Below are 19,625 nucleotides of genomic sequence, written 5' to 3' on the forward strand. Positions count from 1 at the left end.
CCCATGGACTACTTCTCCTCGGAATACGTGACGACGCGCATTGGCCGCTGTTCGGAGGTTCGAGGAACCCCGCCCGACGCCACCACGGCACTCGCCGCCTGCACGCGGCCGCGACGGCGCTTGTGGACCCACACAACGCAGAACAGCGCCACAGCAACGGCGGCAAGCGCGGCGGCGCCGATCAGCCCCGCCGAGTGCAGGACCCTGGTCGCCGCCGTGCCGACGAAGTAGCCGAGGAGCACGTTACCGGTGCCCCAGACCAGCGATGCGTGCCGCGCTGGAGAAGAAGAAGCGGCGGTACGGCATGCCGGACGCTCCGGCGGCGAAGGGCAGGAAGGCCCGGATGACTCCGACGAACCTGCCGGTGAGCACGGCGGTTCCGCCGTGACGCGTCAGGAACGTCTGGGCCATGCCGCTCCAGCCGTCGGATCGGAGCCGGCGCGCCAGCCAAGTGCCCGGATGCCGTCCGCAACGTCGGCCCAGCGCGTAACCGAGGCCAGGGGCCGCCGACCTGACGGTCGGCGGCCCCTCAAGCATGTCTCATACTCCCCACCCTCCCCACACCGTCCGAAACCGGAACAAGTGAGGAAGAGAAGCAGCTCTGGCCGATTTCAAAGAGTCTCATCACCGTTCGGAGCCGTGAGGCCGAGGCACGGCAGCACGCACTCCTCAGGGCACTCCCCCCACCGCTGCCGCTGTATGCGGGCCGAAGATGGCCTTGGGTCATGCCGAAGGGGCGGGTGCGTAGACCACACCGGTCAGCTCCTCGGACAGCACCCACAGGCGGCGTGCGGTGTCAGGGTCCTCCGCCGCAGGGTCGGGGCGGACGATCGTGGGATGTCCGCGCAACTCCTTCCATCCGTCGGGGCCGAAGAACTGCCCGCCCTCGACGTCCGGTGCCGTCGCGGCGTGCAGTTGGGGGAGCGTGCCGATCTCGACGTCCTGGGCGAACAGCCGGTTGACGAGGGCGCCTCCCACCCGGAACAGGCCGGTCGGGCCAGTTTGCTGGAGGTTGGTGGCTGTGATCCCGGGGTGGGCGAGCAGGCTGCGTACCGGGCTGTCGGCCGCGCGGAGCCTGCGGTCGAGTTCCAGGCCGAAAAGGACGTTGGCGAACTTCGACTGGTCGTAGTACTTCACGCGCTGGTACTTCCGGGCGCCGGAGAGGTCGTCGAAGTGGATCTGCCCGCCGTGATGCCCGATCGAGCTGACGGTCACCACACGCGGGTCACGCCCCTGCCGCAGCAGGTCCATGAGCAGGCCGGTGAGGGCGAAGTGGCCGAGGTGGTTACCGGCGAACTGTGACTCGTGGCCCTGGGGGCTCAGCGTTCGGGGTGGCGTCATGACACCCGCGTTGTTGATCAGGACGTCGACCTGCAGGGCGTCGTCGTGCGCGCGGGCGGCGAACGCCTTGACCGAGTCCAGATCGGCGAGGTCGAGATGGCGCATCTCAAGGCTTGCGTCGGGATCGGCGGCGCGGATGTCGGCGACGGCCCGGCGGCCCTTGGCCTCGTTGCGTACGGCCATGACGACGTGCGCACCGTGCCGCGCCAGGTGGCGGGTGGTGGCCAGGCCGAGGCCGCTGTTGGCTCCGGTGACGACGAAGGTCCGGCCCGTCAGGTCGGGGATGCGGGATGCGGTCCATTTGCTGTCTGACATGAGACTTAGACTGCCGTCAATGACACAGTGAGTCAATAATGGCCTGGAGGGACTCACCTGGCTCGGACTAGCATCGGTGTCGTGGGAGATGCGAAGACGGCCCCGGCGGCCAACATGGCGGAACGCAAGCGCCTGCTCGTGCGCAGCGAACTGGCGGAGGCCGCGGTCAAGCTGCTGGCCGACCAGGGATTCGAAGAGACGACGGTCGACCAGATCGTGGCCGCCGTGGGAATGTCACGCCGTACGTTCTCGCGCTACTTCGATTCCAAGGAAGACGTGATCGTGCACATGCTGGCGGAAGCCGGCGTGAAGTTGTGCGCGGAGCTGAACGCCCGGCCCGCCGACGAGCCGCCCGCGGTGGCGTTGCGTCGTGCCCTGTCGGTGTTCACCTCGATGAGCGTCGGCAATCCGGCCAAGATGCTGCGCGTGAGCAGGCTGATCCTCGACACCCCGGCCCTTCTGGCCCGCTTCCTGGAGCGGCAGTCCCAGTGGCAGGCCGAGATGACCGGCATCCTCGCCCTGCGTGCCGGACTGGACCCGGACGTCGACCTGCGTCCTGCCGTCGCTGCCGGTGTCGCCCTGACGGCCTTCCAAGCCGCCCTGCGCCGCTGGGTGGACAGCGACGGCAGCGAAAGCCTGGACGAGGTCGTCGATCAGGCTCTTGCCCTGGTTGGACCGGTGATCGAACTCGGAGTCGATGCGGGCTGACCGACTCCGAACTGCATATCGGCCCGTCACAGGGCGACTGGTCAACGCGGAGAAAAACCCGGCTGTGGGCTGGATCCTGTGCGTCCTGCCAGGTCGGAGAACGTGGGCATGCCGAGGTCGATGGTGCGCTGACGAGTCTTCTCCGCGTCGAGCTGGGCGAGATCCGGACGGTGCGCCGTGGCGGCGTTCGCTGACACTGGCGGGCCGGATTCACCGGGGACTGGCTGCTGCCCTTCCCCCGCTACCCGGCCAATCCGCCCGGCGTGGGTGATCCGGGAACGCTCGACACCCGCGTCAGCGCATGGCTCGCGGCCATCGGGATCGAAGTGATCGCCGTCGTCCTGGCCTGGCGCGTCCACGGGCGGTTGGCGGAGCGCGGTCGTTCCGCACCGCAGCGACAGCTGGCCGACATCGGACCGGACCCTTCGGATCGGTGGCCGTGGGTGGCCTGCCCTGGTGATCGCGGAGTCCGAGCCCGCCCGGGCACGTGGATCGCTTTGCATCCATTCTCTCCGTCCCGGGCGTTCCATACGAATCAGCTTCGCGGGTCGGTTTCCTGCCGAGTCCGGTCCGTCGTGAGGGACGGCCGATGTCGACCATGGTGCTGTGCGCTTCCGACTGGAGAGTGTCGTCGCCATGACGGTCAGTGACGAACGGCTGTCATGCGACCATCATCAGCAGCATCGCGGACATGGTCCCGCCCATACCGATGTGGGCCGCCAGCGCCGCATCCGGCGCGGCTCCGGACTTGCGTCGCCGCCCGCGACCCGATCGCTGCGCCATCCTGCTCCTGTCCCACACCGAGAGCGTCAGCGATGCCAGGAAGACCACCACTGTGTCCGGCATGGCGAGTAGCCAGCGACTCCAGGCGGCCCCTCTCCCGACGCGCCGGTCGGTGCCCCGAACCCTGGCCCAGACCGAGGCGCCGATCGACAGGAGGAAGTAGAGCGCGAGCGCCGCGAACATGAGGCGCCAGGCAGAGGTGGAGAGCCCCAGGGTGCTGGTGTCGGCGGCTGTGGTGGTCGCGCCCGACATATCCATGCCCCGCATGGATCCCATTCCCGGCATGGACCCCATCCCCTCCATGGAACCCATGCCGGCCATCTGATGCGCGCCTGTCGTGCTCGCCATGTTCTCCATACCCGGCATGTTCGCCATGGAGGAGCCACCCAGGGCGAGCACAGGTCCGGACGACGTACTCGTCATGGCGAGCGTCATGATCACCATGCCGGCACTCCCGACGATGAGGTGCACCCAGTGGCGGCCGTGCTTCCACCCGCAGGTGCGTGTGTGCTTGACGGCCATCGCCACGCCGCCGAGCCCGAGGATGCCGAACGCCGCCGCCCACCACATGCCGTAGCCCGCGTACCAGCCGACCGTCGCGGGCAACGCCATGGCGGCCATACACAGGCCCATCAGCAGGTCACCGCCCGCCGCGAAACGGATCTCACCGCTCGTGGTTGCCACCCGGACCACGCTCACGGCGGCCACCAGGGCGGCGACCACCGCCACGGTCCAACTGAGCGCCAGAGTTCCCATCTTCACCTTCCCGATCGTCCGAGCATGGACGGTTCCGCGCTGCCGACCCGCCTCGTCGTGCGAAGCGTGAAGGGCACCACGTGAGCGTTATCTGCTAGTTCCCTTAGTACGTTTCGGGGTCGGAGGGCGTTCAGGTGGCCGGTGGGATTTCGTGCCACCGCCACGCTGACCGCTTGTTTCGGTGGTCAGTTCGGCCGCTGGGCCGTACGCCGGCCAGGCATGCCTAACCGAGGTCGTTGACCTGATCGAACGTCGCGGGGCGGGTGCCCTGCCACTGCTGTGGGCTGAGCAGACGGGTTCGCGAGGCGAGTCGGCGCAGGGCGGCAACGGCCCCCTGGTCGAGGGCGGCGCCGCTGTAGCCGACGTAGGCGACGACGCCGGGTTCCGGCTCCCAGGCCAGCACGGCGTTGCCGACGAGTCCCGAGGTCACGACCGCGGGCTTGCCGCGCACGGTGCCGGCCGCTTGGGCGTCCACGGCGTACAGCCGGTCCTCGAAGCCGCCGCAGCGGACCACGCCGGTGAAGGTCAGGCCGTTGGAGAGCGCCCCGGCCTCGCCCACATCGTCCGAGCCGTAGCGCGCCTCGCGGACGACGTGCGGCCGTATGGAGCCCGTGGACACCACAGAGAACCCGGACGGTGTACGAACTTCCGGGCGCCCGGACGCGACGGTGGTCGCGGAGGCGATGGTCACCAATTGCGATCGCCGCAGGTCCCCTCGGACTCGCGCGTACGAGCCTGCCAGAGGCCAGACGATCTCACCGTTCCGGTCCCATCCCGCCACATCGCCGATTCGGATCGGGCGACCAACTCGAGGCTTCGACACAGGGAACGTCACCAACGCGCCGTTGCGCGCCAGTGATCCGTCCGTACGCCGCACTGTGACCGTCCACGGACCGGCATTCGCCGTCCTGTCGTGCCGGTTCAGCGAAGAACCCTGCTCCAAGGTGACGCCCCTGATCACCAGGCCAGGCGTCCTGTCCCGCGCGGCAGAGGCGTCCGAACCGTTCGAGGAGGGGGTGTTGGTCGGCGACGGCGACGGCGAACGCCGAGGCGCGGCCGAAGACGAGGTGTTTTCCCCATTCATGGCGACGAGGCCCACCACGATCGCGGCGACAGCCACCGCGGCCGCCATCGCCACGATCCACCAGCGCGGCGGTTTCCACGGTGGCCGCTTCGGGCCGCCGCTGAGAACCTCGCTCATCGCGCCCACCTCCCAGACCGCGCTTCCCTCACGGGGTCGCGCTTCCCCCACGGGTTCGCGCTTCGCGAAACCCTGTCCTGCCCTATGTACACCGCTCGCCGCCCATCGGTTCCAGGCCAGACAGAGCCGCGCCGCCACATGGGAGCAGAGGGAGACGGGTGCCTTCGTTGCAGCGGATTTCTCAACACTCAACTGCGACCAGCAGTCGACGGCGGCAGACGCCGCTGTGACGCCGACGTGTTGCTGACACGACTACGTCGGGTCAAGTCCGTGGTTGCGCAGCCACGCCGGCGGATCCACCGTGGCTTCTCCGCCCGGGTGGACGTCCAGGTGGAGAGGGGGACTCTACGTAGCCGGAGCGGATCCGGGTACTGGCGAGATGGGCGTACCAGGTCTGCGTGGCGCCGTGGGCGGTCACCCCGACGATGTCCCCGCAGTACGGCAAGTCGAGGTCGGTGTGCCGACTCGACCACATCGAGCCGACCGCCCCGAACAACTCGCCAACTCCCTTCTGCGCGACGGAGAGTACGAACTTCGGGCGCAGCGCCTCCTTGCGCGCGGCCTCCGCCTTCTTGCAAGCCGCTTCCGCTGTCCTGCGCCGCTCCTCCTCGCACCGCTGCTGTTCGAGATCGACGCGTAAGGGGTGCGGGTGGCACGATCGGCGAAGTCATCGACTCCCCGGCTCAGCGTGCGGAGCCGGGTGTCGAACTGGCTGTTGACCGTGGAGGGTTCGACGGCCGGGTCGCCGACGGCTCGCACGGCCTTGCCTCCGTTGCCGAGGTCGATGGAGGCCGCGGATATCCCGGCCATGCCCACGAACGCGACGGAGGGGGCGACGACGGTCAGGAACGCGGATCCCCGGCGAGGCGCCCGGCGGCCTCGCCCGCCCGCCCGGGCGCGTCGCAGGCCGGGCCAGAGGAGCGCTGGAGGTGGATGCAATGGATGCAACCTGATGAGCGGGTCCATGTCCTCGTCCGACTTCAGGGTCGACGATGGCCGATACAGGGAGCGTATACCCCTAAGGGGTATACGGGAACTGCTGGGTCAGCCCAGGGCGCTGCCCTTTTTCCATGCGGCCCAGTCGACGTTCCAGTCCCCGTAGCCGTTGTTGGTCGCCACAGTGTCAACGGAGTTGACGACCGTGACCGGGTCGCCGAGGTGGACCTGGTCGTAGAACCACTTCGCGTCGCTGGTGCTCATGCCGATGCAGCCGTGGCTGCCGTTGACCACCCCGAACTTGCCCGCGTTCCACGGCGCCGCGTGCGCGTAGGTGCCGGACGGGGTGAGCTGGACGTCCCACTTCACCGCGCCGAGGTCATAGGCCTCGGGGCCGAAGATGCCGACGGTGTCGGAGTTCATGCGGATGGTCGGGACCTTGCTGAGCACGACCATCGTGCCGTTCCACGTCTCGAAGCCCTTCTTGCCGGTGGAGACCTTGAGCGTTCGCAGAGCCTTGCCGTTCTCCGCCACCGTCATGGTCTTCTTCTTGGTGTCGACGGTGCTGGTGACGGCGTCGCCGATGGTGAAGTTCACGACGCGCTGCTGGGTGCCGTACATGCCGCCGCCCGCATTGACACCGGCCAAGTCCATGCGGAGGGTGACCTTGCTGCCGGGCTTCCAGTACGTCTCGGGCCGGTAGTCGATGCGGTCCTTGCCGTCGCGATCCTTCATCCAGCTCCAGGCGCCTTCGATCGCGGGGGAGGCGGTGACCTTGAGCCTGCGCTCAACGGCCGCCTTGTCGTGGACCGGCCTGTTGAACGTGATCGACACCGGCATCGCGACGCCGACCTTCGCGCCCTTGTCGGGGTAGTACTCGCCGACGAAGGTGTTCTTCGCCGCCTCGGTGGAGAAGGATGCGGTCTTGCTGAGTGCCGACCCGCCGGACGCCCTGCCCTTCGCTTTCACCGTGTAGGTGGCGCCCGGGGCGAGCGGCGTGGTGGAGGTCCACGCGGACCTGTCCTTCGACCAGGTGCCGGAGAGCTTGCCTGGTCCGGGGGATGTGACCTCGACGGATGTCAGGGATCCGCCCTCGGCGCGCACCGTGACCTTCCGGCTGACGGGTATCCTCGCGCTGTCGGCGCCAGGCGCCACGACTATCGCGGCCGGCTTGCCGTTCTTGCCGCCGCTGCCCGACAGATCCGAGCCGCTGTCCGCCTTGCTGCCGGTGCTGCACGCGGCGAGGACCATGGCGGCGGCCGAGGCGAGCGCGAGCGACTGTATGGTCCGGCGGCCCAGTCGTGCTGTCAGGCGCTGTCGCATGAGGCCCCTCTCTCGTTCCCTAATGGACTAAGCGTCTTCGTAGACGATCGACGTCGCCTCGCGGTTCCCTGTCCCTCCGCGGTGTCGTGTGTCAGACCCTCGCCTGAGCTACTAAATATATTCGTAGACGGGCCGGTCAATGCACGCAAGGCCATACTCCTACGAGCCGATCCGGGCCGCAGACGGGCGAGCCCAAGGGGCTCTGACTGGTCGGCTGGCTGCGCCGGCGCTGCCGTTCGCTGATGTCGACGTCCACTCGGCGCCCTGGTTCGCCGCCGTCCACCCGGACGGCTCGATCGCGGCCGAGGAGGGCTACCCCCTCGAGGCCGGAACCTTGCTATTCCATACGGCCTGTTCGGGCTACGGAGGACTGTCGACCAAGTAAGAACGACTTCAGTCGACCGGGCGTTCGGGTACCCGCTGGGTATATGGGGGGGCAACGCCACCGACATGTGGCACCCGATGCATCTGCACGGCCACACGTACCAGCTCGATGGTTCCGGCCCCCGCAAGGACACCGCGATCGTGTTGCCCAAGAAGACGGTGTCGGTGTTCTTCGACGCGGACAACCCGGGCCAGTGGATGCTCCACTGTCACAACGCGTACCACGGTGAGGCCGGGATGATGGCGAACGTGGCCCGCAAGGCCTGACGTCCACTGCTGCGCCGTCCGGGCGGACTCACTGGGTTCGACGGGGACGACCGGACCGGCGTGGCCGGCTCATGGGCAAAAGCGGATCGAGGGCCACTTTTCCCGTTCTCCCGGCCAGAGAACTGTGCGGGAAAAGTGGCCCTTCTCGTGACCTCGTCGCGCGTCAGAGCACCCGTACCGCGCCGGTCGGCGGGTCCCAGGAAAGTGGCTTCTCGACGATGCCCGTGGAGGGGTTCTCGGCTCCGACGAAATTGCCGTCACCGACGTAGAGCGCCGTGTGGTACGCGCTGCCCGCGCTGCCCCAGTAGAGGATGTCGCCCGGCTGGAGGTTGCTCAGCGAGACCGGAGTGCCGACGGTCGACTGGTCCTGCGAGACGCGCGGCAGGCTGATGCCGACCTGCTTGAACGCCGCCTGCATGAGGCTGGAGCAGTCCCAGGAGTTGGGGCCGGTGGCGCCGAGGACGTAGGCGTCGCCGATCTGCGCCCGGGCGAAGGCGATGACCGCTGCTGCCGAGCCACTGGCGGTGGATGAGGAGGCGCTCGGGGCGGAGACGGTGCTGGAGGAGGAGGCCGGCGTGGTCCGCTCCGAGGAGCGCGAGGCCGCGGCCTTCTTGCGCGCGGCCTCAGCCTTGCGCGCGGCTTCGGCCTTCTTCTTGGCCTCTGTGAGGTCCGCCTTGGCCTGCTTTGCGGCCTTCGCGGCGGCCGCGTCACGCTCGGCCTGCAGTTCGTAGTTGGCCGCGGCCTGCTGGGTGGCGTCGGCGGACTGCGCGACCTGAGTGGCCAGATCGGCCGTGAGGGTGGGCAGTTCGATCGTCTGCGTCACCGGCTCGGCTGCGTTCGCGGAACCAGAGGCCCCGGCGACTGCCAGGCTGCCGAGGACGCCGCCGGCGACTCCGGCTCGCAGCGCGATGGTCGACGCGCTGCGGCGGGGTTTGCGACGGCTTCGTGTGTGAGCGGTGGTGGACATGAGTACAACCGGTATCAGGGGCTCCTCGGAAACTTCAAGGAATGTGTGGCGCAGCACAGTTGAGTGCTCAGTACCCCGAATCCCGGGTGCGGCGGCCTTTATTGACGCCGTAGTGGACATTGTGGACTCCACCCGCAGGTCTTCAACTAAGGAGCTTCGTTTTTACGTCCGAATTGCCCATCGCCATACCATCGTCCCGAGTTCGTGGCCAACCCCGACTTCTTGAGGCCTGCAGGGTGTGATGGAGGTCACGGAACGGGTCGGCTGTGGGCCCGCTGTCGTAGTGGGCTGAGGTGGCGACGGCCTCGTGATCGCCGATGTCATGGAGTAGCGGATGTCGCGCGGTGAACCGTCGGATCGTCCGCGTTTTGGCGGATCGACGCTGTGTCGTTGGTGGGCGGTGTCAGGCGAGGGTGCGCCCTTGGGGAGGACGGGAGCGAGGTAGTAAACGGTCACGCGCTGGTGCGCGAGAACTCGGCCGACGTGCCACTGGTGACCGTCTGGCTGTCCACGGAAGGTGATCCTCTTTGACGTGACCTGCCGTGACGCACGCGGTGATGCGTGGCAGCCCTATAGATCTGCCCATACGTGACCGGGCACATAGGGCGAGACGCCTGTGACGAGCCAGTACTGCAGATCCCTCAGCCTCTTCAACGCGGCTTCGTAGTACGCCGGAGGCTCGGGACGGGGAAAGCGGGGATGGGCCGTGTGATCGGGTAGCCAGTCCACGCAGATCCAGAACCCCTCCACCAGCCACCGCGGCAAGTCCTGCTGATCGCGTTGCTCGAACGTCTCGCATATCTGCCGCATGGCCCACTCCAGCCGGGAGAAGGCGCCCTTGTCCCAGTGCTGGTCACGGATCATGATCGCGAGAAACGCGTCGTCATCCTCCGAGAACTCACGCCGCAGCAAAGCGAGATCATCCATCGCTTCATGATGGCGGTCCCCACTGACAACCGTTGCCCGGCGATCCGCGGAGGACACCCCCGTTCACCTACCGTGACGGTTCCCCGCGGTCGCTGCCAGAGCGGCGAGTGGCCCCGGATGGCCGTTTGATCTGGGACCACCGGGGCCGTGCACTGATGTCATGCGGGGCACACCGCGGACCGTCAGCGGTAGGCGTAGTGGAAGTTGGCGATGTTGCGGGTGGTCGGCTCGGTGACGCGCCAGGGGTCCATGACCGCGTCGTCGCCGTTCAGCGCAGGGTTCTCGTTCTGGTGTGTCGGGTGCCAGGTCCACCAGAGGCGGTCGACGTTGGCGTGGTGCATGTAGAAGAGAGGGTCAGCCGCGGCGGTCGTAATGTCCGTCATGGTGGCACCCACCCACACGTGTACGTCGTCGTGGATGGATTCCAGGCCGTCCACGAAGTTGCTGAAGGTACCGCTCTGCATCACGCCGTCGATACGGTCGGTGATCTGCCGGAGTTCCTCCTGGCTACCGGGTGACCGCGTCACCTGGATCACCCCGCCCATCGAACCGGGCACGATCACGGTGGGCCGTACGTCGGCCAGCCACTGCGGGACCTGCTGGTCGGCAGTCCAGTCCCAGTACGGGATGGCGACGTCGGCGTGGATCCTGCGCAGGGCCGTCTCCACCCGGTCCAGGAAGACTCGGTGCCAGGGCAGGAACCGCTGGGCTCCCAGGTCGTCCGGAGCGTTGCTCATGCGGTGTTGGTGATGGTTCATGTTGGCGTGGATGGCGACGAATCTTCCCAGCACACCGGACTGGTTGATCATGTTGAACGCGTCGATCAGTCGGGACCGCTCGGCCTCGGTCAGGTCCTTCTCGTTCTTGCGGACCTTCTCCAGCGGTTGGGTGCGGCGCATGGCCGCCAGATCCGCGAACGTCCTGGGCCCTGGACCGTCGTGCGTCGCGGTGGCGTGTGCGAGGAGATCGGGGTGAGCGATCGTGGCAAGCTGATGCTCGGTCATCTGGGTCACGGCGCAGCCTCAAACTTTTCGTCGTCTCGTCGGAGGGTGCTCCGAAGGCACCCCTAGAAGGATCACCTCCGGTGACGAGGCCTGCACGCCGGGCTACGCCGAAGGAAGGGAAGGGATGTGATCGTCTCCCGAGGAGAGACGGGCGATCTCTGTGGCGGCTTGGCTGTGGGCTGTGCCGGACCGCACATGGACGGACGACGCCAACCGATGGGTCGTCCCGGTCTTCGGTCTTTCCGTCGACTTCGGCGCCGGATTGTTCCAGAGCGATCTGGATCAGACGTACGTGATCTCCCGCAACCCCGGGCTCGGTGACTCTCTTCACGAGTGCCGCAGCGGCCGTTCAGCACTTCGGGAGGAACCCGGTTCGGGCCACGCTTGATGTTCACGGACGACACCCGGGCAACCTCGGCGCGGCGGACCAGGCCACCGTCCCACCGCAAGAGCCAAGGTGGGGCCACGTCGGGCCTCGCCAGTACCTCTCAGTGCGCCCGAACGCCTACTGTTGGGGCCAGTTGGAGTCGCCTCGGTGGAGTCCGCTGGAACCCGCCCTGGTCACCCTGCGGGCGTGCGCCCTCGCGACGCCGGCTCGGCAGCCGACGACGGGGAGCAGGTCCACGCTCAGGGTGCGGACGTCGAGGGGGGACCTTCTCTGTCGTCTGGGCGGCGTCGCACTGGAACGGTGCGCCGTACTCGTGGGTGAGTTCGGCCAATTCCCGGATGGGCCGGAGGGCGCCGGTCTCGTTGTCGGCGGCCATCACCGGCACCAGCACTGTCTCCTCGTCCAGCTAGGCAACTCCGGCTGCCGTCCATCACTACGCCGGGCCCGCTGCGGTGCTGTGATGCGGCACGGTGTGGTTCGGTCGACTCCTTGGTCAGGCGGCAGGGCGTGGTCGCCGTCCTCCGCTACCGCGGGGAGAGCGGTTCGGACGGGAGGTTCTGTGACGCGATCCAAGGCCCTGACCAGCCGAGTGGATCAGACCCGGACGCCGAACATGAACGGGCCGCCGATCGTGCTCATCGACTCGTACCGGACGACCGTGCCGGTTCGGGGGGCGTGCAGAATCTGGCCGTTGCCCGCGTAGAGGCCGACGTGGTGCAGGTCGTTGAAGAAGAAGACCAGGTCGCCGACCCGGAGGTCGCTCTGCGAGGTGATGCGGGTACCGATGTTGGCCTGCGCCTCGGAGGTGCGCGGGATGGAGACGCCGGCCTGCGCATAGGCCCAGGAGGTCAGGCCCGAGCAGTCGAAGGAGGACGGGCCGGAGGCGCCGTAGACGTAGGGGGTGCCCAGCTTGCTCTGGGCGGCCTGGAAGGCGGCGGCGGCCCGGCTGGAGGCGGCGGTGCTGTTGCCGAGGTTCACCCTCTCGCTGGAGGAACGGTTGGCCCGGGCCTCCTCGGTGGCGAGCGCCGCTTTCTCCTTGGCGGTCAGGGTGTTGAGGAGCTTCCGCGCCGCGGCGAGGTTGGCCTGGACCTCCGTCTTCTGCTGGCCCAGTTCGGTGCGGGTGGCGGCCAGGTCCTTGAGCTTGCCGGAGGCCTCGGTGCGCTCCTGCGCGAGCTCGCGCTGTTTCTCCTGGATCTTCTTCAGCGCCTCGACCTGCTGGGCGCTCAACTGATCGAGTGTGGATGCCTTGTCGAGGTAGTCGTCCGGGTCGGAGGCGAGGAAGAGCTGGACGGAGGGGTCCATGCCGCCGGTGCGATACTGGCTCGCGGCCATCGAACCTATGCCCTCACGCAGCTTGTTGAGCTCCTCCTGGCCACGGGCGACGTTGTCCTGAATGGTGGAGATTTCCTGCTGCAGTTTCTGCTGCTTCTCCTTGGCCCCGTCGTACTGCTCGGTGGCCTGCTCTGCCTCTTCGTAGAGCTTGTCGACCTTGGCCTTGACCTCGTCCTTGGCCGGTTTCTCGCTCGGTGCGGCGTTGGCGGTGTTCGTGCTCAGCGCTACAGCGGCAGCTGCGGTAGCCAGCACGGTCGCGCGCGTGCGGTTCGGCTGTTTGGGTCGACGGTGGGACGCCACGGAGGCGAGCTCCTTCTTCCTTCAGCCGCCTACCGACACGCCGGCGGGCGGTGCCCCTCCGCCGCCACCCACCCGTGTGAGCGATCTCCCGAGCGGAGGTTCGTTGCAGAATCTACTAAGTTCATTAAGAGTAGTTCAACTCTGGGGTGCCCCAATCGCTTCCGCGAAGCGCATTACTTGGCTGTGGCTCGCTGGTCGTGATGGCGACGGTGACGCTATGTGTGTTACGAAAACGACCCGAGGTTCGCGGGCGTCTGCGCACTCTGGACCCCCGGCTGTAGGACTCGTTGATCCTGGTCAGGGGCGAGGTCGCTTCGCGGCAGAAGTTCGTCGAGAGCAGGGGGGCGGGCTGTCCTCTGACGGCCTGTGGCACCGCCCCACGGCTGCACGGCCTCGCTCAGCCCGTCATGGCGGATTTCTTGCCGGCCGGAGTGACGGCGAACCACATCTTGTCCTTGCCCTGGCCGTTCATCTGTCCGGCCTTCGTGTCGCCCATGTACCGGTACAACGGCCAGCCGCCAAGGGTGAGCTGTTTCATGCCGTCCGAGCGGTTGACGCTGCCGAGGAGGCTCTTCTCCACCCCCATCGTCTGCACGGAGTCCTGTGCCATGACGGGCATCCAGGTCTTCGCGCAGGCACCCGTGCACATCGACATGGAAGGGGTCGCCTGGTCCATGTCGGAGCGGTAGAGCGTCATTCCCTTGTCGTCGGTGACCACGCTGCCCATGCCCTTCATCGACTTGGCCATCAGCATGGTGGTCGTGGCCATATGTCCGCTGTCGGAACCGCCGCTGTCGGCCGGCGCGGAGGTCGCGGGAGCCGAACTGGCCGTGGCGACCGGCGCGGCGTTGCCGGGGCTCGTGCTGGACGCGTTGTCCGACGAGGAGCCGCATGCCGCCAACAGGAGCGTGGAGGCGAGCCCTGCGGCTGCTGCGAGGACGGTGCGTTGGCGGATCACGGAGTTTCCCTTCGCCGGGAGGCTGTTTCTACTTACTTCCTTAGTACGTCGGGCAACTTCGGTTCCGTTCAGTCACCAGTGGCACATGGCAAAGTCTTGACCGTCGGTGCCGCCGAGCCGACTCAGCTCAGGTCGCGCGCCAGGGCCTCAATGGGATGCGGTCCCTTGCCAAACCGCATGATCGCCTCCCGGTTCGACGGGAGTTCTCCGTACGGCAGGTACCGCACCTTGAGGTCCGCGACCCGGCTGGAGCGTTCAGCCGAGACCGGGCGGGCAGGCGACCAGCAGAGGCAGTAGCGGGACCGCCATCGCCGCCGCAGCGACGGAACCCCACAGGACGGGGTGCGGTGCCTCGCGCGGGCCGAGGATGCGCTTCAGGCGGATCAGGGCGTTCGGGCCGCCCGCTGCCAGTGCGCCCTTCGGGGTGCGGGCCGCGGCCATCTCGTACATCGCGGTGGCCAGCACCTCGTGGGAGTGGCTGCGCAGCGCCCGGTCGTCCGCGATCATCTCCAGCAGCAGTGCCGTCTGCTCACGGGCGTGGCGGGCCAGTGGCACCCAGCGGAAGACGGAGTGGAAGGCCTCTATGGCGGCGAGGACCAGGTGGTGGCGGCCCGCGATGTGGGCCTGCTCGTGTTCCAGCACGGCGTCGAGCTGCTCGGGCGTCAGGTGGCGTACGGCCGCGTCGCTGATCACGATCCGCGGGCGGCGGCCGGGCAGGCAGTAGGCGGCAGGGGTGTTGTACGGCAGGATCGTGGCGCACAAGCGGGCCGAGTGGCGGCCCACCAGGTCGAGGGCTTCCCGGTGCTGCGTGCGCTGCCGATGGGCTCGTACGACGTGGAAGGCGAAGGTCCCGGCCAGGGCGATCCCGATCGCGGCGGGAATCCCGACGGCCAGCCGGTCCGCCATGTCGGGATCGGGCCCGGTTGCGCTTGTGCTCAGTCCGCAGTTGTGCAGGAGCCCTACCAGCCCCGCGTGCAGATGCTCGGTGGGCATGGCCAGGGTGGCCGCGGTGAGGGCGGCCGCGATCGAGAAGGAAACCGCGAGGGCGTGCCATACGGCGGCCGCCAGCGCAGGGGCCCGGTGCGGCCAACTGGTGCGCAGCAGCAGACGCGGGACGACGACGCCCACCGCTGCCGTGTAGCCGACGAGCGCCACGGCCGCGTTCACGACTCGGCCTTCGCCTGCCGACTCACGTTCCGCAGAGCCTTGCGCAGGGCCGCGACCTCATCCTCGGACATGTTCTCCACGAAGTGGACCAGCGCGGTGGAGCGGTCCTTGCTCTCGCCCAGACCGTCCTCCATCAACGCTGCGGCGTAGGCCTCGCGGCTGCGGACCGGAGTGTAGAGCCAGGCCCGGCCCTGCTTGCCGCGCAACAGCCAGCCCTTGGTGTAGAGGATGTTGGTGACGGTCATCACTGTGGTGTACGCGACGGGGCGGACCTTGTTGATGTCGTCGACGACCTCACGCACCGTCGCCGGACGGTTCCACGTCCAGAGACGATCCATGATCTCTGCCTCAAGATCCCCCAGCCGTCGCATGGGCCTGACTCCCTTTCGCCACCGAATACGCACGGCCATAGTAGACGCCGGTCCTGTCGGGCTTGCGGGGCGAAGGCCGACGGTCACACCCGTCCGGTGAACTGGTAACCCGCTTCGTCGATCGCCTCGCGCATCCGGGCGTCGTCCAGCGGGGTGGCGGTTGTCACGGTGACGTGGCCGGCGGGGAGACCCTCATGGCAACGGGTCCCCTTGTGTGACGGTCGCGCTGTGCCGGGCGCGGATGACCGCGATCACCGTGTCGGCGGTGCGGTCGAGGTGGCTGCGGCCGTCGGGCAGCGGAGCAGTCGGGTTGATGTAGCCGCGCGGCCCGAAGTGGGTGGCCGGATCGAGCCGATGCACGGTGATCTTCCCGGCGCGGCGGGCCCGGTTCCATCCGCTACGACGGAGCAGCCGCCAGCGCTGGGGGAAGATCCAGGTACCGATCCGCTCGATCTGGTCGTTCGCGCTGGTGAGCTGATACAAGTGCTCGGCGTGGGTGAGGTCGTTGGCGCCGTTGTGGAACCCGCCGAGTGTGATCAGCAGGAGCGGGCAGCGCAGCTGGGTGTGCAGTTCGTCGACCGCGCCGGTGGCGACCTGGGCGCCGCCGCTGTAGCTGAGCAGCACCACGGGGATACCGCTGTCGGGCCGGTAGCCGGCGAGCCGGAGCTGAGTGGCGATCTGGGAGCCGACGGCCCGGTTGTACAGGGGGCGGTAGCGGTGGTCGGCGGCGACGAAGGTCTGCACGACATTGTGCAGGAACAGCAACAGCCCGATGCGGCGGCGCAGCCACGCCCACACCGGCCGATCGGCAAGGGGGTCGGCCAGTGGTGAGTAGGGCTGCACCTGTCCCAGGACCCGCAGCTCCGGCGCTCCGGCGATCAGGGCCTTGACCAGCTGGCCGCAGTCCCGGCTGTCGCGGACGTGGCGCTTGCCGATGCCGTCGAGGTAGACCAGGTAGGCATCTCGGCGGAGGAGCGCTGTACCGCGGCGCCGGCCGCGCTGCCCGCCGGCTGGGCCCTGTCGCGGGCCCGGCTGCATCTGCACCACGGCCGCTGGCTGCGTCGGCAACGGCGCAACGTCGACGCCCGGAGCCCGCTGCGCAGCGCCCGCGACGCGTTCGACCGGGTCGGCGCGCGGCCCTGGGCCGAGATGGCCCGCGAACAACTGCGCGCCGCCGGCGAGTCGAGCGGTCGGCGGCAGGCGAACACCAGCGACCGGCTGTCGGCCCAGGAGATGCAGATCGCGGTGCTGGCGTCGCAGGGGCTCAGCAACCGGGAGATCGGCCAGCGCCTGTTCATCTCGCACCGCACCGTCGGAGCCCATCTGTACCGCATCTATCCCCGCCTGGGCATCACCAGCCGCGGCAAGCTCGCCGCCGCGCTCGCCGCCCTGCGCGACGGACACCCGGCGGACGACTCGCCGGGCGCCAACGTCGGCTGACAGCGTGTGGCACACCGGCATGCCGTCGGCCGGAGAGGACGCCGTCGAGCCTTCCACGGTCGCAGGTTCACATCCTGTCGTCCCGACGGTGCGGAGGGTCTTCGCGGGTGGAGGCCTGCGGGGCCCTTCTTTCGTCGGCCACCGGTCCGCCCGTCACCCACCCCCGTCGAGGTCGGTCCGCTGCCGGAGCACCCGGAGTTCGTCGCCGGTGAGCTCCATCTCGTACAGCTTTCCCCGGGCGTTCTCGAAGGGCCGGTGCAGGATCATCATCAGCCGGTCGTCGAAGGTGCGGAACAGCATGCCGTGACCGCTGTCCTCGCGGACGAGGGGGCGTCGCTGTCGCCAAGGACCCTTGAGGTCACCGGAGTTGGAGACGGCGTAGGTCTGCACATAGCCGCCGGTGAGGGTGCCGTCCTTGCCCACCACGTTCTTCTCGTACGTCGACCACAGCATGAGGAGCGAGCCGTCGGGGGCGCGGTGGAGTTGGGGGCCGTCGGTGACGTAGGGCGGGAGTTGGTGCGGTACGCCGGCCGGTATCTGCTCGCCGAGCCAGGGCGCGTCCGAGCCCTTGAAGAGGAAGACGGGGTCGCCGATCGTGCCGGTCAGGTCCGGAGCCAGCCGGATCGCTTCCATGGTTCCGTCGATGGTCTGGAGCCACTCGTGGGCGTACACCATCCAGGGCTGTCCGGACGGGTCGACGTAGAGCGTTCCGTCGAGGGTCATGAGGTGGGCGGGCGGGGTGGGGCGGGCGGTGTCGACGACGGTGAACGGGCCCAGCAGGGAGTCCGAGACCGCGGTGACCGTGCCGCGCGGATGGGTCGTCGTGGGGAACGGGGTGCCCCACTGGCCGGGCGGAGGGGCCGGGAGCTGGCCGTCCTGGTTGTGCAGGGTGGTGAACAGGTAGTACCTGCCCTCCCACGGGTGCACCTCGGGTGCCCAGCCGCCCTCGGTCGCCCAGAGTCCCTTCTGGCCGGCGGTCCGGAAGACCACGAGGGGGCGTTCCCAGTCACGCAGGTCCCGGCTGCGGTAGACCATCGTGCCGACACCGTCCACGCCGGACACGGACGGGTCGTTGGACGTGTAGAGGTGGTAGGTACGGGTCGCCTCGTCGGCGACGACGAACGGGTCGTGGAGCGGCATGTCGGGAAGTCGCATCAGATCGCTCCGTCGAACTCGCCGTGGACCTGGAGCCGTACCGTCATCCGCACCGCCACCTCGTCCCCCGCCGACAGCCCCCGAGGCCTGCGCACGGCGATCTTGAGCGGCAGCAGATATGCGCCGTCCCTGGGGAAGAGCGACGTCTCGAAAGCGGTGTCGCCGATGTGGGCCTGCACCGGGATCACGCCCCAGCCGTACGTGGCCGCCGCGGCCACCGACCGGATGTCGGCGGACTCCTCCTCGGGAACGGGGACGAAGTAGTACGGCGCCGGCCCGCGCCATTCGATCACCGTGCCGGTGAAGGCGAGTTCCACGGTGTCAGCCCCGTTTCTGGAGTTCGGGCAGGTCGTGGCCAGCGTAAAGGGCTGCGGGCCGGCGCTGAAGCGCCGGCCCGCAGCCCATGAACCGCGTTCACCTCCGTCAGTCGACGTCCACCGGACCGTCGTCCGACTTCCGGTCGTTGTTCGCGCGCAGTTCGAGAACGCCGCCGCCCCTCGAGGGACGCCCCTCGGACTCGTCCCCGCTGAGGTTCTGCCGGACCGAGTCCAGGATGGTCAGGCCCTGGGAGACCAGGCCGGCGGCGATCTCACCGAGGCCGTCGGCGCCGTTGAGGACGTTGACGTTGGCTCCGGCGAGGCCGCCCGCGGCCTCCTTCACGATCTGCGGGAGCTGGTCGATCAGCATCCGGTCCAGCGCGACCCGGTCGTACGAGGCCGCCGCCTCGGCCTGGATCTTCATCCGCTGGGCGTCCGCCTGGGCGAGCAGCTTGATCCGCTCGGCCTCGGCCTCGGCCGGCTTCACGATCTCCGCCACCAGCTGCTGCTGACGCAACTTGGCCTGCCGCTGCGCCAGTTCGGTCTGTGCGGCCAGCACCTCCTGTTGGGCGTGGGCCTGGGCCAGCGGTCCGGCCTGAGCGGCCTTGGCCTGTGCCCGGTCCACCTCGGCCGAGTACTCCGCCTTGACGACCGCGGTCTGCCGGGCGTATTCGGCCTGGTTGCGCGCCGCCACCTGCTCCGCCTCGGCCGAGGCCTGGGTGGCCTGCGCCTGGGCGATTTGGGCCTGTCGCTGGATGGCCGCCTTGTGCGGGGCGGACATCGCGTCGATGTAACCGGTGGCGCCGTCGTCGATCGACTGGATCTGCAGCGAGTCGACGATCAGGCCGATCTTCGCCATCTCGATCTTCGAGGTGTCCAGGACCTCCGCGGCCAGCTTCTGCCGCTCGGTGACAATCTCCTCGACCGTCATCGAGCCGATGATCGCCCGCAGGTGGCCTGCGAAGATCCGGCCGGTCAGCACCGACATCTGGTCCTGGTCCGAGAGGAAACGCTGGCCCGCGTTGATGATGCTCTCGGTGTCGTTGCCGACCTTGAACGCGATGACTGCGCGGACGTTCAGGGCGATGCCCTGCCGGGTCACACAGGTCTCCGTGACCTCGGCCTCGCACATCGCCAGCGTGAGGAAACGGGTCTTTCGGAAGATCGGAAGCACGAACTTGCCGTGCCCCGTCACCACCCGGAACGGCGCGCCCCCCAGTCCCCGCCTGCCACCCGAGATCAGCATCGCCTCGTCGGGAGCGGGAACGCGGTAACCGAACATTCT

The 19,625-nt window shown here is 68.5% G+C and carries 21 protein-coding genes and 2 pseudogenes; 5 read left to right on the forward strand and 18 right to left on the reverse strand.

Annotation, left to right across the window (positions count from 1 at the left end; all coding sequences use genetic code 11):
• Nucleotides 1–8: 8 nt before the first annotated feature.
• The 3 genes from ACWC09_RS21950 to ACWC09_RS21960 all read right to left on the reverse strand — a co-directional run bounded on the left by ACWC09_RS21950 (nucleotide 9) and on the right by ACWC09_RS21960 (nucleotide 1,656).
• The gene (locus ACWC09_RS21950; RefSeq protein WP_450852252.1) at nucleotides 9–242 is read right to left on the reverse strand and encodes a hypothetical protein; all 234 of its coding nucleotides are present in this window, start codon (nucleotides 240–242) and stop codon (nucleotides 9–11) included.
• Between the two features lies 1 nt (nucleotide 243).
• On the reverse strand, nucleotides 244–537 hold the full coding sequence (locus ACWC09_RS21955; RefSeq protein ID WP_450852253.1) for a DedA family protein: 294 nt from the start codon (nucleotides 535–537) through the stop codon (nucleotides 244–246).
• A gap of 186 nt (nucleotides 538–723) precedes the next feature.
• A complete protein-coding gene (locus ACWC09_RS21960; RefSeq protein WP_450852254.1) occupies nucleotides 724–1,656 on the reverse strand; it encodes an oxidoreductase in 933 nt (310 codons plus the stop codon).
• A gap of 114 nt (nucleotides 1,657–1,770) precedes the next feature.
• Between ACWC09_RS21960 and ACWC09_RS21965 the strand changes: the two genes are divergently transcribed.
• Nucleotides 1,771–2,364, forward strand: coding sequence for an acyl-CoA-like ligand-binding transcription factor (locus ACWC09_RS21965; RefSeq protein WP_132888402.1), 594 nt, complete (start codon nucleotides 1,771–1,773; stop codon nucleotides 2,362–2,364).
• Nucleotides 2,365–2,579: 215 nt separating this feature from the next.
• Nucleotides 2,580–3,014: pseudogene (locus ACWC09_RS21970) on the forward strand (CbtA family protein); the annotation flags it as partial.
• Nucleotides 3,015–3,024: 10 nt separating this feature from the next.
• Here ACWC09_RS21970 and ACWC09_RS21975 read toward each other — a convergent pair.
• Both ACWC09_RS21975 and ACWC09_RS21980 read right to left on the reverse strand, forming a co-directional pair.
• Nucleotides 3,025–3,903 (reverse strand): DUF5134 domain-containing protein, encoded by an 879-nt coding sequence (locus tag ACWC09_RS21975; protein WP_450852336.1) that lies wholly within the window; start codon nucleotides 3,901–3,903, stop codon nucleotides 3,025–3,027.
• 223 nt (nucleotides 3,904–4,126) lie between these two features.
• On the reverse strand, nucleotides 4,127–4,522 hold the full coding sequence (locus ACWC09_RS21980) for a hypothetical protein (protein WP_450852255.1): 396 nt from the start codon (nucleotides 4,520–4,522) through the stop codon (nucleotides 4,127–4,129).
• Between the two features lie 325 nt (nucleotides 4,523–4,847).
• On the opposite strand from ACWC09_RS21980, the gene ACWC09_RS21985 reads away from it, so the two are divergent.
• The gene (locus tag ACWC09_RS21985) at nucleotides 4,848–5,351 is read left to right on the forward strand and encodes a hypothetical protein (RefSeq protein ID WP_450852256.1); all 504 of its coding nucleotides are present in this window, start codon (nucleotides 4,848–4,850) and stop codon (nucleotides 5,349–5,351) included.
• A gap of 797 nt (nucleotides 5,352–6,148) precedes the next feature.
• Here the strand turns inward: ACWC09_RS21985 and ACWC09_RS21990 are convergent.
• On the reverse strand, nucleotides 6,149–7,363 hold the full coding sequence (locus ACWC09_RS21990) for a L,D-transpeptidase (protein WP_450852257.1): 1,215 nt from the start codon (nucleotides 7,361–7,363) through the stop codon (nucleotides 6,149–6,151).
• A 438-nt stretch (nucleotides 7,364–7,801) separates the two neighbouring features.
• Between ACWC09_RS21990 and ACWC09_RS21995 the strand changes: the two are divergent.
• Nucleotides 7,802–8,014, forward strand: a pseudogene (locus ACWC09_RS21995) (multicopper oxidase domain-containing protein); the annotation flags it as partial.
• Between the two features lie 163 nt (nucleotides 8,015–8,177).
• Here the strand turns inward: ACWC09_RS21995 and ACWC09_RS22000 are convergent.
• From ACWC09_RS22000 to ACWC09_RS22040, 9 genes are all read right to left on the reverse strand, one after another.
• The gene (locus ACWC09_RS22000) at nucleotides 8,178–8,981 is read right to left on the reverse strand and encodes a C40 family peptidase (protein ID WP_450852258.1); all 804 of its coding nucleotides are present in this window, start codon (nucleotides 8,979–8,981) and stop codon (nucleotides 8,178–8,180) included.
• A 570-nt stretch (nucleotides 8,982–9,551) separates the two neighbouring features.
• Entirely contained in the window at nucleotides 9,552–9,908 is a 357-nt protein-coding gene (locus ACWC09_RS22005; protein WP_450852259.1) for a hypothetical protein, read from the reverse strand.
• Between the two features lie 182 nt (nucleotides 9,909–10,090).
• The gene (locus ACWC09_RS22010; RefSeq protein ID WP_450852260.1) at nucleotides 10,091–10,912 is read right to left on the reverse strand and encodes a tyrosinase family protein; all 822 of its coding nucleotides are present in this window, start codon (nucleotides 10,910–10,912) and stop codon (nucleotides 10,091–10,093) included.
• A gap of 488 nt (nucleotides 10,913–11,400) precedes the next feature.
• A complete protein-coding gene (locus ACWC09_RS22015) occupies nucleotides 11,401–11,676 on the reverse strand; it encodes an aminotransferase class V-fold PLP-dependent enzyme (protein WP_450852337.1) in 276 nt (91 codons plus the stop codon).
• Nucleotides 11,677–11,894: 218 nt separating this feature from the next.
• The gene (locus ACWC09_RS22020; RefSeq protein WP_450852261.1) at nucleotides 11,895–12,932 is read right to left on the reverse strand and encodes an NlpC/P60 family protein; all 1,038 of its coding nucleotides are present in this window, start codon (nucleotides 12,930–12,932) and stop codon (nucleotides 11,895–11,897) included.
• 397 nt (nucleotides 12,933–13,329) lie between these two features.
• Nucleotides 13,330–13,890, reverse strand: coding sequence for a hypothetical protein (locus ACWC09_RS22025; RefSeq protein WP_450852262.1), 561 nt, complete (start codon nucleotides 13,888–13,890; stop codon nucleotides 13,330–13,332).
• 255 nt (nucleotides 13,891–14,145) lie between these two features.
• Nucleotides 14,146–15,057 carry a M56 family metallopeptidase gene (locus ACWC09_RS22030; protein ID WP_450852263.1) on the reverse strand — a complete coding sequence of 304 codons (912 nt, stop codon included), beginning with the start codon at nucleotides 15,055–15,057 and terminating at the stop codon, nucleotides 14,146–14,148.
• Nucleotides 15,054–15,428 (reverse strand): BlaI/MecI/CopY family transcriptional regulator, encoded by a 375-nt coding sequence (locus ACWC09_RS22035; protein WP_450852264.1) that lies wholly within the window; start codon nucleotides 15,426–15,428, stop codon nucleotides 15,054–15,056. The genes ACWC09_RS22030 and ACWC09_RS22035 overlap by 4 nt, the downstream gene beginning before the upstream one ends.
• Nucleotides 15,429–15,620: 192 nt before the next feature.
• Nucleotides 15,621–16,271, reverse strand: a complete 651-nt coding sequence (locus ACWC09_RS22040) for a hypothetical protein (protein WP_450852265.1) — start codon at nucleotides 16,269–16,271, stop codon at nucleotides 15,621–15,623.
• Nucleotides 16,272–16,349: 78 nt separating this feature from the next.
• On the opposite strand from ACWC09_RS22040, the gene ACWC09_RS22045 reads away from it, so the two are divergent.
• Entirely contained in the window at nucleotides 16,350–16,868 is a 519-nt protein-coding gene (locus tag ACWC09_RS22045) for a helix-turn-helix transcriptional regulator (RefSeq protein ID WP_450852266.1), read from the forward strand.
• A gap of 153 nt (nucleotides 16,869–17,021) precedes the next feature.
• Here ACWC09_RS22045 and ACWC09_RS22050 read toward each other — a convergent pair whose 3' ends face one another.
• From ACWC09_RS22050 to ACWC09_RS22060, 3 genes are all read right to left on the reverse strand, one after another.
• Complete coding sequence (locus tag ACWC09_RS22050) at nucleotides 17,022–18,023, reverse strand: glycoside hydrolase family 43 protein (protein ID WP_450852267.1); 1,002 nt, start codon at nucleotides 18,021–18,023, stop codon at nucleotides 17,022–17,024.
• On the reverse strand, nucleotides 18,023–18,340 hold the full coding sequence (locus ACWC09_RS22055; RefSeq protein ID WP_450852268.1) for a DUF1905 domain-containing protein: 318 nt from the start codon (nucleotides 18,338–18,340) through the stop codon (nucleotides 18,023–18,025). Before ACWC09_RS22055 ends, ACWC09_RS22050 begins: the two co-directional genes overlap by 1 nt.
• Nucleotides 18,341–18,446: 106 nt before the next feature.
• Complete coding sequence (locus ACWC09_RS22060; RefSeq protein WP_450852269.1) at nucleotides 18,447–19,622, reverse strand: flotillin family protein; 1,176 nt, start codon at nucleotides 19,620–19,622, stop codon at nucleotides 18,447–18,449.
• Between the last annotated feature and the right edge of the window lie 3 nt (nucleotides 19,623–19,625).

The sequence above is a fragment of the Streptomyces sp. NPDC001617 genome, from assembly GCF_053596855.1.

Bases quoted from the DNA above. Each gene is read 5' to 3' on its own strand.
- ACWC09_RS21955 (WP_450852253.1), bottom strand. From the start codon at position 537: ATGCTTGAGGGGCCGCCGACCGTCAGGTCGGCGGCCCCTGGCCTCGGT.
- ACWC09_RS21960 (WP_450852254.1), bottom strand. From the start codon at position 1,656: ATGTCAGACAGCAAATGGACCGCATCCCGCATCCCCGACCTGACGGGC.
- ACWC09_RS21965 (WP_132888402.1), top strand. From the start codon at position 1,771: ATGGCGGAACGCAAGCGCCTGCTCGTGCGCAGCGAACTGGCGGAGGCC.
- ACWC09_RS21975 (WP_450852336.1), bottom strand. From the start codon at position 3,903: ATGGGAACTCTGGCGCTCAGTTGGACCGTGGCGGTGGTCGCCGCCCTG.
- ACWC09_RS21990 (WP_450852257.1), bottom strand. From the start codon at position 7,363: ATGCGACAGCGCCTGACAGCACGACTGGGCCGCCGGACCATACAGTCG.
- ACWC09_RS22000 (WP_450852258.1), bottom strand. From the start codon at position 8,981: ATGTCCACCACCGCTCACACACGAAGCCGTCGCAAACCCCGCCGCAGC.
- ACWC09_RS22005 (WP_450852259.1), bottom strand. From the start codon at position 9,908: ATGGATGATCTCGCTTTGCTGCGGCGTGAGTTCTCGGAGGATGACGAC.
- ACWC09_RS22010 (WP_450852260.1), bottom strand. From the start codon at position 10,912: ATGACCGAGCATCAGCTTGCCACGATCGCTCACCCCGATCTCCTCGCA.
- ACWC09_RS22015 (WP_450852337.1), bottom strand. From the start codon at position 11,676: ATGGCCGCCGACAACGAGACCGGCGCCCTCCGGCCCATCCGGGAATTG.
- ACWC09_RS22035 (WP_450852264.1), bottom strand. From the start codon at position 15,428: ATGCGACGGCTGGGGGATCTTGAGGCAGAGATCATGGATCGTCTCTGG.
- ACWC09_RS22050 (WP_450852267.1), bottom strand. From the start codon at position 18,023: ATGCGACTTCCCGACATGCCGCTCCACGACCCGTTCGTCGTCGCCGAC.
- ACWC09_RS22060 (WP_450852269.1), bottom strand. From the start codon at position 19,622: ATGTTCGGTTACCGCGTTCCCGCTCCCGACGAGGCGATGCTGATCTCG.